The 10,189-nt window shown below is 68.4% G+C and carries 13 protein-coding genes and 1 pseudogene; 4 read left to right on the top strand and 10 right to left on the bottom strand.

Going from position 1 to position 10,189, the window contains the following annotated elements; all coding sequences use genetic code 11:
- The 3 genes and pseudogenes from E8M80_RS26590 to E8M80_RS10785 all read left to right on the top strand — a co-directional run.
- Positions 1 to 346, top strand: a 346-nt coding sequence (locus E8M80_RS26590) for a transposase (protein WP_240789981.1), incomplete at its 5' end; no start/stop codon positions are given.
- 21 nt (positions 347 to 367) lie between these two features.
- Entirely contained in the window at positions 368 to 562 is a 195-nt protein-coding gene (locus tag E8M80_RS26585) for a transposase (RefSeq protein WP_137125705.1), read from the top strand.
- Between the two features lie 101 nt (positions 563 to 663).
- Positions 664 to 1,260 (top strand): annotated as a pseudogene (locus E8M80_RS10785) (transposase); the annotation flags it as partial.
- 235 nt (positions 1,261 to 1,495) lie between these two features.
- Here the strand turns inward: E8M80_RS10785 and E8M80_RS10780 are convergent.
- Positions 1,496 to 2,083 carry a hypothetical protein gene (locus E8M80_RS10780; protein ID WP_137125680.1) on the bottom strand — a complete coding sequence of 196 codons (588 nt, stop codon included), beginning with the start codon at positions 2,081 to 2,083 and terminating at the stop codon, positions 1,496 to 1,498.
- 405 nt (positions 2,084 to 2,488) lie between these two features.
- Entirely contained in the window at positions 2,489 to 2,704 is a 216-nt protein-coding gene (locus E8M80_RS10775; protein WP_206035612.1) for an integrase core domain-containing protein, read from the bottom strand.
- Positions 2,705 to 2,969: 265 nt separating this feature from the next.
- On the opposite strand from E8M80_RS10775, the gene E8M80_RS10770 reads away from it, so the two are divergent.
- Positions 2,970 to 4,187, top strand: a complete 1,218-nt coding sequence (locus tag E8M80_RS10770; protein ID WP_137125703.1) for an IS110 family transposase — start codon at positions 2,970 to 2,972, stop codon at positions 4,185 to 4,187.
- On the opposite strand, the gene E8M80_RS10765 is transcribed toward E8M80_RS10770, so the two are convergent.
- From E8M80_RS10765 to E8M80_RS26580, 8 genes are all read right to left on the bottom strand, one after another.
- Positions 4,106 to 5,047, bottom strand: coding sequence for a ParB/Srx family N-terminal domain-containing protein (locus E8M80_RS10765; RefSeq protein WP_137125679.1), 942 nt, complete (start codon positions 5,045 to 5,047; stop codon positions 4,106 to 4,108). The genes E8M80_RS10770 and E8M80_RS10765 overlap by 82 nt on opposite strands.
- 222 nt (positions 5,048 to 5,269) lie before the next feature.
- Entirely contained in the window at positions 5,270 to 6,046 is a 777-nt protein-coding gene (locus E8M80_RS26275) for a DUF3489 domain-containing protein (protein ID WP_206035610.1), read from the bottom strand.
- A gap of 97 nt (positions 6,047 to 6,143) precedes the next feature.
- Positions 6,144 to 6,380 carry a hypothetical protein gene (locus E8M80_RS10755; protein ID WP_137125678.1) on the bottom strand — a complete coding sequence of 79 codons (237 nt, stop codon included), beginning with the start codon at positions 6,378 to 6,380 and terminating at the stop codon, positions 6,144 to 6,146.
- 93 nt (positions 6,381 to 6,473) lie between these two features.
- Positions 6,474 to 7,010 (bottom strand): hypothetical protein, encoded by a 537-nt coding sequence (locus tag E8M80_RS10750; protein WP_206035609.1) that lies wholly within the window; start codon positions 7,008 to 7,010, stop codon positions 6,474 to 6,476.
- Positions 7,011 to 7,456: 446 nt separating this feature from the next.
- Positions 7,457 to 8,110, bottom strand: a complete 654-nt coding sequence (locus E8M80_RS10745; RefSeq protein ID WP_137125677.1) for a type II toxin-antitoxin system VapC family toxin — start codon at positions 8,108 to 8,110, stop codon at positions 7,457 to 7,459.
- Entirely contained in the window at positions 8,103 to 9,251 is a 1,149-nt protein-coding gene (locus tag E8M80_RS10740; protein ID WP_170979328.1) for an ImmA/IrrE family metallo-endopeptidase, read from the bottom strand. The genes E8M80_RS10745 and E8M80_RS10740 overlap by 8 nt, the downstream gene beginning before the upstream one ends.
- A gap of 154 nt (positions 9,252 to 9,405) precedes the next feature.
- Positions 9,406 to 9,963 (bottom strand): DUF6456 domain-containing protein, encoded by a 558-nt coding sequence (locus E8M80_RS10735; protein ID WP_137125675.1) that lies wholly within the window; start codon positions 9,961 to 9,963, stop codon positions 9,406 to 9,408.
- The gene (locus E8M80_RS26580) at positions 9,953 to 10,096 is read right to left on the bottom strand and encodes a hypothetical protein (protein WP_240789980.1); all 144 of its coding nucleotides are present in this window, start codon (positions 10,094 to 10,096) and stop codon (positions 9,953 to 9,955) included. Before E8M80_RS26580 ends, E8M80_RS10735 begins: the two co-directional genes overlap by 11 nt.
- Between the last annotated feature and the right edge of the window lie 93 nt (positions 10,097 to 10,189).

The raw sequence follows: 10,189 nt of genomic DNA, 5'->3' as shown, positions 1-10,189 counted from the left end.
CGTGCAGCTCAAGGCGCGTGCGATCACGGTCAAGACCGGCACGCTCGTGGACGCGACGATCATCACCTCTGCCAGCAAGGGCGATGGCGAGGCGCGTTGGGTGAAGCATCGCAACCGCGGCGCGGTGCACGGCTTCAAGGCGCATGTCGGGGCGGATGCCGACACCGCGCTGGTCGAGCAGGTGCCGGTCACGCCGGCGAACGTGCATGACGGGCGCGAGGGGCCGGCTGCACTGCCCGACGACCCGGGCGATGTGTTCGCCGACAGCGCCTATCGCGGGCAGCACTTCGAGGCCGCCGTGCGCGCCAGGGGCGGCGTGCCGCGTGTGGCAGCCACGGCGATGTAGGGTCGTGACGAGGCCGAGACCCTGGCTCGGCTCGCGGCCTGGAACGCGCCGATCCACCGGGTGCGCGCGCGGATCGAGAAGATCTTCGGCACCTGGAAACGCTGCTACGGCTTGAGGCGGATGCGATGGCGCGGCCTCGCCCGAGCCACCGCCCAGGTCCACTTCACCGCAACCGCCTACAACCTCAAGCGAAGCCTCAATCTCCAACCCGCGTGAGCGGCGAAGGAGGAACACGCCTGCCGCCAGCGCCGCGCGACGGCGAACCACATCCCGCACAGCACAACACCGCGCCGCAAGGCTTCCGCGCACAGGTCTCATTCCACACCAAGACCACCGCATCCAACCAGCTCTGGCAGACCGACTTCACCTACCTCAAGGTCATCGGCTGGGGCTGGTTCTACCTCTCCACCGTGCTCGACGATTTCTCGCGATGCATCATCGCCTGGAAGCTCTGCACCAGCATGGCCGCCAGCGACGTGACCGACACACTGGAGATGGAGCTCACCGCGTCAGGCTGCAGCCAGGTGCGGGTTCACCAGCGCCCGCACCTGCTGTCCGACAACGGGCCCTGCTACATCGCAGGAGACCTGGCCAAGTGGCTGTCTGACAACGCCATGGACCATGTCCGCGGCGCGCCCTGCCACCCGCAGACCTAGGGCAAGATCGAGCGCTGGCACCAGACCCTGAAGAACCGCATCCTGCTGGAGAACTACTACTTGCCCGGCGACCTCGAGGCGCAGGTCGAGGCCTTCGTCACCCACTACAATCACCAGCGCTACCACGAGAGCCTGCGCAACCTAACCCCGGCCGATTTCTACTTCGACCGCGGCCAGACCATTCTGCTCGACCGAGAACGCATCAAGCGACAGACCATCCAGCAGCGGCGCTTGATCCACCAGCAGCACGCCGCCTAACCTCACCACCAGATGGGCCAGAGCCTCCCTTCGGAAAACGCCTCCGCCGTCTCAAAGCATTCGACGACGGACAGGTTTTTATTGGGCTACCACCATGGCCCCTACCCGAATAATCCCGGCCGCTCGCGCGCCCAGGGAAGGCCGAGAAAACCCTTCTCGGCCTCCTGACGCGATATTCCGCCATAATGACGGGCTGTTCGTGCCCGCGATGCGGGGCGCCGACGCCCGCGCGGGATCAGGCCGCGTCCGCGGCCGTCCGGTGCACCTTGTAGATGTTCGGGTTCAGGATGGTCGTGCCATCCGGGTTCGCGTCGGTGAACTCGTAGACAGGCCCTTCCCAGTTGCCGAAGTTCAGCGGCGCGTTGGTGCTCGCGTTGTAGTATTGCGTGTCTCGTGCCGCGATCACGCGCGCACCGGTCGTCAGCGCCAGGTAGCCGCAGAAGCGCTTGCCGTCGCCCCAGGTGCCTGCATTGCCCGAGGCCGTGTCCGCGGGCGCGCAGGCGAACAGGACGATGAGGTCGACGAGGCCCTTCCAGCTTCCGGCGAGCCCGTAGTTGAACAGGTTGAGGCCTTCGTTCCCGAGCTGCAACCCGAAGCCACCATGCGCCTGGGGCATCGAGGACTGCCCGCCGAGGTCCCAGTTCGCCTCGAAGCCGTGGCAGAGGATGTGCAGCCGGGCCAGCTTGCGCTTCTCCCGCGCGCGACGGGCCACGGTGTCGGTAATGTGGCGTATGCCGGTCTTGGCGTTCACCTGCATGACGAAGCTGTAATAGGCCGGCGTCGCGCCCGTGAGCCGGCGGTCGTGGATCACCATCGAGGTCATGTTCTGCTCCCTCCTTATGCCCCGGCGATCATTCTATCGATCCGACATTTCCCAGATGGCCGGCCGATCCAATCATGGGGCGGTGAGCCTATCGGCGATCCGGCTGCATACGCAACGGTGATGGCGACCGGTTGTCGCCCGCGTCGCGTCTGCCTGGTCGGTGGTCGCCGTCGGAGCAAAGCACAGGCGCTTTTTGATGCGATTTGGACGAGGTTCCAGGTGATGGCGGACGCCGGATGTGTGATGTCGATTACGACGCGTCCCGGCCATTGATGCCAGGGTCGTGCTACCGGCCGGGCGCATCCCGGCAGCGAGGCTCTCGACCCGACATTTCCCAGATGGCCGACCGATCGAGCCATCGAGCAGTGAGTGTACCGGACCCGGTTCCCTGGACACGCGGGAGCACTATGCGGCGCGCCTGAGGTTGGCGTCGAGGCGTGCGGCGCGGGCGTCGAGCGGGCTGCGGAAACCGTTCTTCTCGATCAGCCACTCGGCGTTGTAGCGGGCCACGAACTCGCGCACGGCATTGCGGACCTCGTCGATCGTCTGGAAGACGCGGCCATGGACGATCTGCTCCTGCAAGGTCCGGAACAGCCGCTCGCAGATGCCGTTATCCGGCATGTAGGTGGCGGTGCTGCGATGTCCTGCCGGTCCTGACCTGGATCGGGCTATGGTGAGACCATCCGGGACACGGGGCACCGGGAGCACGCAAGTGCGGGCAGGCCGTCCGAAAAGACATGAGCCGAGAGCTCGAGCTCGTTATCTGCCCGCCCCTGCGACCTGCCCGGATGCGCTGCGAGCGCGGATCCCTAGTTGTCGTGTCGCCCGTCAGCTCCCGTCTTCTCACCACGAGCCAGGAGGAGGTGGCGCCATGCGCGTCATCGGAATGGACATCCATCGCGTCTTCGCCGAGGTGGTGGCGCTGCTGGACGGGGTGGTCACCCGGATGGGGCGGGTCGACATGCGACGCGACCGGCTGGAGGCGTTCGCCCGCTCGACGCTAACCCACGACGATCACGTCGTGGTCGAGGCGACGGGCAACGCCGCCGCCGTCGTCGAGGTGCTCTCCGCGCATGTCGGCCGGGTCGTGATCGCCAACCCGAAGCAGGTCCGCTTGATCGCGGACGCCAAGATCAAGACCGACAAGATCGACGCAACCGTGCTGGCCAAGCTGTACGCCAGCGGCTTCCTTCCCGAGGCCTGGGTGCCTGACGCGCGCACCGAGGCGATGCGCCGACAGGTGACCCGGCGAACCCAACTGGTCCGGCAGCGGACCCGACTGAAGAACATCGTGCAGTCCATCCTGCACGCCCACCTCGTCCCGCCCTGTCCACATGGCGACCTCTTCGGCAAGGCAGGGCGCGGCTGGCTGGCGGCGCAGTCGCTGCCGGATGACGAGCGGATTGCCGTCGAGCGGCACGTCCGGGAACTCGATCGTCTTGGCGAGGAACTGAGCGGCGTCGAACGCGACATCGCCCGGCGCGCGCTCGAGGACGCGGCCGTAAAGCGGCTGATGACGGTGCCGGGTATCGACATGGTGGTCGCGGTCGGTCTCGCCGCGGCGATCGGCGATGTCAGCCGCTTCGCCGCCCCCCAACGTCTGGTCGCCTACCTCGGCCTGAACCCGAGCGTCCATCAGTCGGGCGATGGGCCGGTGCGGCACGGGCGGATCACCAAGCAGGGGCGCGGCCAGGCCCGTGGCATGCTGGTGGAAGCGGCCTGGGCCGCGGCGCGCTCTCCAGGGCCGCTGCGGGCTTTCTTCCTGCGGATCTCTGCGCGCCGCGGCCAGCACGTTGCCGCGGTCGCGACGGCCAGGAAGATCGCGATCGTTGTCTGGCACATGCTGCGCGATAGCAAGGACTACACCTGGGCCAGGCCGGCGCTGCACGCGAAGAAGCTGCGCGACCTGCAACTCCGGGCGGGACACCAGCCCCGCCGCGGCCAGCGCGGCACCGCCCATGCCTACAACCAGGCTGCGACGCGCGAGGCCGAGCGACGCCAGGCGGCCGAAGGCGAGGCGGCCTATGAGCGTCTCACAAGCGGATGGCAGCCGACGGGACCCCGACGGACGCGCATGGATGCCGCAAAGGAGGAGCGACCATAGGCTGCGCGGCGGGGCTTTCGCCGCCACGCCCCGCTCTTCGCCACGCGGTCACCCATGCGCAGGAAAAAATTAGCACGGACCGCAGAAAGGGACTGTTCAAACTCATCCGTCGTCTCGGGTTCGGCCACGAAGGCGTAGCTCGGCGAGATGCCCCAGAACCTGACCTGCTGCTGGAAGTGCTCGGCCATGAAGTTGCTGCCGTGGTCGTGACGCAGCGCCAGGCCGCGGGCGGCGCCGGCGGCGTCGGTGCTGTCGCCGCAGAGCAGGCGATGCTCGCCCAGCAACCAGAGGTCGCCCGGGCGGGCGACCGCCTGGTGCGGCGGCACCGGCTCAGCGTCGGCAGGATCCTCGCCCCTCTCGGTGTCACCGCCGACACCGATGCCGGCGCCGCCGCCGGATGCCTCCCCGGACTCCCCCGTGCCCGCGGCCGCGACGTCGGCGAGGTCGCCGAGTAGTCCCGCCACCTCGTCCGCGCCGAAGCCGGTCAGGCCCAGGTCGAAGCCCTCCGAGCGCAGCTCGAACAGCTCCCCCTTGAGCAAGTCGGCATCCCAGCCGGCGTTCAGCGTCAGCTTGTTGTCGGCCAGCGCGTAGGCGCGCTTGTCAGCCTCGGACCAGCCGCGCGCCACCATGGTCGGCACGTCGAGCAGGCCGAGGGACTTGGCGGCGAGCACGCGGCCGTGGCCGGCGATCAACTGCCCGGCCTCATCCACCAGCACCGGGACGGTCCAGCCCCATTCGCGGATGGCGGCGGCGATCTGCGCCACCTGCGCCTCACTGTGGGTGCGCGCATTGCGGGCGTAGGGCAGCAGCGACGCCACCGGGCGCCGCTCGAGCGCATCGGCCGGCCAGGCTCGCTGCATGCGTGAACTCCGCCTTTTTAGGGAGGGAAAAATCCCTGCGTGTCCCCTCCCGCGGATGGCTCCCCCAAGGTGCCAGAGATTCGATCCCCCCTCCCCATCGCTGGCGTCACCCGCAGGGAGCGTCGATCTGCGCGCGGGCGAACGAGGAGGGTGGAATCGTGGTCGCGCATCATCAGGGCTCGCGCCGCCTCCGAGGCGAGCCCTGATCCAATCGCGCGCAGGTCAGCCCGCTACCTTGTAGATCGTATAGCTCCCGCGTGCGCCGTCCTTATTGGGGCCGACCTGGCGGATGCGCTCCAGCACCTGCACCTCGATGCCCTGGCGTTTTTTGAGGCCCGCGAAGAACCCGCGGACAGTGTGCTGCTGCCAGCCCGTCGCCTCACAGATCTGCGCGATGGTCGCACCCTCCTCGCGACGGAGCAGTGCGAGCACCTGCTCCTGCTTCGTGCCCTCGCGCGGCTTGCGCGGTGCGCCCGGCTCGCGCGGCGTGCGCGGCGGCTTGCCTGCCAGGGCGGCGCGTAGGAGGCCCATCGGTATGTCGAGGGCGGCGATGATGTCGGTCTCGCGGCTGGCCTCGTCGTCCCAAGCGGCCAGTACCGCAATGGCGGCGTCGCGCAGGCTGGCGCGCGGGGCAGGCGTGGGCCCGCCCTGCGCGGTCTTGGGCGGCGGGGCGTCCTCACCGAGCGCCGCCGCCTCCTCCGCGCCCGTGGGCGCCGTGTCGGCCACCGCGTCGCCCTCGCTCGGGTCGATGCCGATGGCGCGCAGCCCGTCGTCAGTGATGCGCGCCACGATCCAGGTACCGTCTTCATCCTGCCGCCAGCCGAGCCCGACATGCTCCCGCGGGGCGTTGATCTCGGTGAGCAGGTTGTTCTTGATCAGGCTGCGGAACACCGCGTTGCGCGCGGCGGCCGGCAGGGTCTTGGACGCGCGGGCCAGCCCCATCTCGTGCTGCGCGGCAGCGCTCAGGATCACGCGCTGCGTGTCGGAAAGCTTCGTCATCGTGGTGGTCTCCGGTGTCGGGTGCCGACCATCGGCCCCTACTGCCGGGAGCCCCGCCGGCGCTGCCGGTCGGGGCCGCGGCCGGCTGTGCCGCGCGCTACTCGGCGAATTCGCCGCGCTTGAAGTAGCAATCCGTCACGCTCGCGAGCCGGCTGTTCCAGTGTTCGAGGGTGGCGGCCTTGCCCCAGAGGACCTCCTCGGGATCCGCGCTGAAGTGGTCCGCGCTCATCTGCTGCAGTTCGGCGAGCATCGCGTCGAAGCGGGCCTTCTGCTGGAGGAAGGCTTCGAGGCTCTTCTGCTGATTGCAGGCGGCGCGGGCTTCGCGGTCGGTCATGCTGGTCTCCGTCGTGTGGTGCAGGGCATCCCCCGCGTGTGACGGACCATTCGCGCTGTGCCGCGCGCGAGCCAAGCGAGATGCAGCATCATTCTATGGCGATGATGACGGCGGCCGGATCACGTCATGACCGTCGCGCAGCCCATCATCGGGCTGAGGATCAAGGCGCTCCGCCATGCTGGCGAGCAGCACGCCGATCTGCTCCTGCAGCAGGGTCTGGACGAGATGCGGATCGCGGCCGATCTGCGCGGCGATCTGTCCAGACACGCGGGCGGGCCAGTTCAACAACGCGTCGCGCATCGCGCCGACGATATCGTCGATGCGTGCATTGGCAGCGTTCACCTCCATCAGCCTCCCCTTGTCGCGATCCAGAGCAAGACGCTGCGCCTCGACCAGCAGGGCAAGACGGGCGAGCGTCAGCCGGCCGAGGGCTGAGCTCTCCAGCGGCGGCGCCAGGGGCGAGCGATCCGGCCGAGCGGATGCAGCGAGATCGCGCGCGACGCGCGCGAGGTCCCAGGTGCCATCCGGCTCCCGCGTGATGCGTCCAATCTGCGCTGCCTTCTGGATGGCCGTGTGCGACACGCCGAGGCGTCGGGCGACTTCCCGGGCCGAGGTCACGCGCTCCGGCATGGATCTTCACCTCGGTTTGGCGGAGGGAGTGGCCTCCATCGCTGCCGTTCCGCCCGGATGCTCGCGTGGCAACCTGGCAACCTGGCAACCTGAATTCTCACCTGTCGCTAGCGAAGTCGCGCGCTTCCGCCCCCCGCATACGCCGGGCCCAGGAAGGACCCTGCGGCTCGCGAGCCACTGTCTCGATTGAGCGACGCTGTGGCTCAGGAGCCCGCGCCGCGGTCGCATCTTCAGCGACTATCGAGACGCTACCCAATCCAGATTCCGCTGGGGAGTGCGAAGGTGTAGCGGCTACGCGATTTGCCCAGGTAGGTTCGGGAAATCTGGCGTCTTGGGTTCAACGTCTGCTCTCGCCAGTCTTCGGATCTTCGACGACGGTCCGCGGTTGTCTGGGTCGGAGATAGGAGCGCCCATACGCAGGGAAATCTCCTGCCCTGTCGAGCGACTCACTTCGTCCTGCCCTCGTACCCGGTGGATGTGCCTTGGATCACCGCTCCGTCGCGCAGCAAGCGGCAACGGTACGCCTCCACATGGATGCGCCTCAAGTAGACTGTGAGCCGGCCCCGGGTCGCCTCGATGCGGGCCTCGTGCTCCGCGATGATCACCGACACGTCCCCATCCGTGAGCTCCCCCTCGTAGAGAAGCCAGCCGAGAAGGTGCGGCGTTGTCTGCGCTGGCTCGACGCCGACCCTCGGGGCGGCCCGCCGCGCGCCTCGGTCATCGGTCAGCACGGCAGACCGCAGCTTGCGCGCGAGCGCGAGCGCGGCGATCTCGCCACGGCCGAGCTTCCGCACTTCGGGCCTGGCGGCCACGGCCTGGAGATCCTCCAGCGTCATCGGCTCCTCGGAGAAGCCCTGCCGCTCGGCTAGGCGACGACGGAACTCGTCCTGCATTGTGAGCTCCGGGGAAGTCGGCCTTGTTCGGGGCTTTTCCAGTGCCTCGTACCGGACGTAGCCGGCGGCGACGAACCAGCGTCCTTTCCTCAGCGCGGCCCTCAGCAGGTAGGGCGAGGAGAGCAGGTTCCAGATGGAGCATGTGTCGATGGCGCTGACCGGCGCGAAGTCGCGGACGTCCACCGTGATCCCAGTCGGCTCAGTCACTCCCGAGAGGCCTCCCGAACAGGGCGGCGATCTCGATCGTCTCCCCGGGAGTAGCGAGCAGCATTTCGGCAAGCAGCCCGAGCGAGATGATGTCCCGGTTGTAGGCGTCGAAGCAAAGATCGACGTACCGCTTGCTCAGCCCGCGATCGAGAAGAAGCGCCTTCCGTGCCGCCTGCGCCTCGGTGAGGCTGCCCTCGAGCTCCGGGTCAGGTGGCTCCGGCGGCCGGCGCGCCGCCTGTCGCAAGGATGCCCGCTGATCGCCGTCGATCAGACGGGCAGCGTGGAGCGCAGATAGTAGCGCGGGCACGCTGACGCGGAGGCGCTGCGCCCACGACGCCACCTCGGCGGGGTCAGCCCACCGCGCCTTTGCCACGGTCGCCAGTAGGGCGGGCGGCATCAGGAAATGGGATGCGAAGGTGTTGGCGCGGACCTCCACGAGTTCAGCGCTGGTCCACTCCCCGACCATTGACATGGTAATGGGCTTCTCATCGAGCAGGCCATGGCCTAGCTCATGGGCGGCGCTGAACCGCTGGCGTGCCATGCCCTCGGCGAGGTTAACCAAGATGCAGTGGCCCGCCTCGGGGTGGTTCATATACAGGCCGGAGATGTTCGAGTTCTCTAGCCGCCGGCGGAACACCCTCATTCCGAGATCGCGGATAGTCGCGAAAACGTCGCGGACAACCTCCTTGTCGGAGAGATCCAGATAGCGTCTGAGCGCTGCTGCGCACTCGGCGCCCTGGGCCTTGAAGTAGCTACCACGCGCGCGGAATGCGAAAGTGCCCGCGGGACGTTCCACTCCGAGCTCGCGCTCCAGCATCGCCTCGCTCCTGCAGAGCAAGGCAAACTCCGCGATAGCTATCCGATCGGCCGGGGAGAGCTCGTCCCCTCGCTCGCGGAAGAGGACCTCGACGCCTTCGTCGGGGTCGCGGGCGTCGTCCGCTAGGAGAAAGCGGAAGTCCTTCCGAAAGTGGTCAGCGAGGATGAGCACCTCGTCCCCGGTAGGCTCCCCCTGGCCGAGCTCGAGCGCGCTCAGGCGCTCGGCCGGGATGCCGGACGATACAGAAATGCTGTTCAGGTCCTGGCCGAAGTCGGCGCGCAGCGAGGCAAGCTTGCGGCCGAAAGCCTCTGCGGTGAACGCCATCACGTGCCCTCGTCCCGCCGAAAGCGGAGATTGGAACAAACCACAAACCGCCGCCGATTTCGAGCCTCTGTCGAGCCGAAAGTCGCGGCTCGCGGTCTCTCCACCACCGCTTTCCGCTCTTCTCCGCTCTCCAATCGTCGTCCGGGAAGCACGCCTACGCCACTGCCTTCTGCGCGAGCCTATAGTGCGCCGCGAGCACACCGAGCGCCGAGACGAGCACGCCCTGCCCCTGCGCATGCCCGATCGGCCGCCCGCCCCATCCAGAGCGCCGAGCCCATTCGGTGATCGAGCTCTCGAGGCCGACCACGTGCCAGACGCAGGCGCCAGCCGGACTGGCCGGACCACCGAGGGCTGCGATCGCCGCCGCCACCTTCTCCCGCGCCTGGAATTGCTGCTCGGTCGTGGTGTCGACGCTGCGACCGCCATGAACGCGGATCAGCGGCATGGCGCGCAGCGTGTCGAGCGCAGCGGCACGGAACTGACGACGAAAGATCGCCCCCGCATCGTGCATATCGCGGGTGATCGTGTCGTTGTTCAGCATCACGCCGAGGGTGTCGATGGCGTAGCGGTGGACGACCGGTCCGCCGGTTTCGGGATCCGCCTCGCGGACGCCTTCGGTGAAGCCGCCATGCTGCAGGCGCCAGCGGCTCGGGCGGCTGATGTCCTCCGCGGTGTTGTTTGGGGTCTTCCGGCGCTTGCGCTTAGCGACCATGGCGATCTCCTGTCCTGCGCGACCCCCAGCGGCGGGTGGCCTCGTTGATGACCGCCTGGCGCAGCCAGGGGTCGGTGATGTCGTGGATGGCGAGGGCGGCGACGCCGTGCTGATGCCAGGCAGCGGCGCGCATGCCGTCGAGGTCGCGGTCCGTCGGCGGGCTACGGCCAAGGTCGAGGGACGACCGCGGCGGTCGCGGAGCGCCAGGCAGCCTCACGGCCGCACC

This window comes from Roseomonas sp. HF4 (genome assembly GCF_005222755.1).
Lineage (GTDB): Bacteria > Pseudomonadota > Alphaproteobacteria > Acetobacterales > Acetobacteraceae > Neoroseomonas.
This window is presented reverse-complemented; position numbering and strand designations above follow the sequence as displayed.

Coding starts and splice junctions, on each gene's coding strand:
- E8M80_RS10735 (WP_137125675.1), bottom strand. CDS start 9,963: ATGGTCGCTAAGCGCAAGCGCCGGAAGACCCCAAACAACACCGCGGAG.
- E8M80_RS10770 (WP_137125703.1), top strand. CDS start 2,970: ATGGACATCCATCGCGTCTTCGCCGAGGTGGTGGCGCTGCTGGACGGG.
- E8M80_RS10740 (WP_170979328.1), bottom strand. CDS start 9,251: ATGGCGTTCACCGCAGAGGCTTTCGGCCGCAAGCTTGCCTCGCTGCGC.
- E8M80_RS10775 (WP_206035612.1), bottom strand. CDS start 2,704: ATGCCGGATAACGGCATCTGCGAGCGGCTGTTCCGGACCTTGCAGGAG.
- E8M80_RS10765 (WP_137125679.1), bottom strand. CDS start 5,047: ATGCAGCGAGCCTGGCCGGCCGATGCGCTCGAGCGGCGCCCGGTGGCG.
- E8M80_RS10780 (WP_137125680.1), bottom strand. CDS start 2,083: ATGACCTCGATGGTGATCCACGACCGCCGGCTCACGGGCGCGACGCCG.
- E8M80_RS10750 (WP_206035609.1), bottom strand. CDS start 7,010: ATGCCGGAGCGCGTGACCTCGGCCCGGGAAGTCGCCCGACGCCTCGGC.
- E8M80_RS26275 (WP_206035610.1), bottom strand. CDS start 6,046: ATGACGAAGCTTTCCGACACGCAGCGCGTGATCCTGAGCGCTGCCGCG.
- E8M80_RS10755 (WP_137125678.1), bottom strand. CDS start 6,380: ATGACCGACCGCGAAGCCCGCGCCGCCTGCAATCAGCAGAAGAGCCTC.
- E8M80_RS26580 (WP_240789980.1), bottom strand. CDS start 10,096: ATGCGCGCCGCTGCCTGGCATCAGCACGGCGTCGCCGCCCTCGCCATC.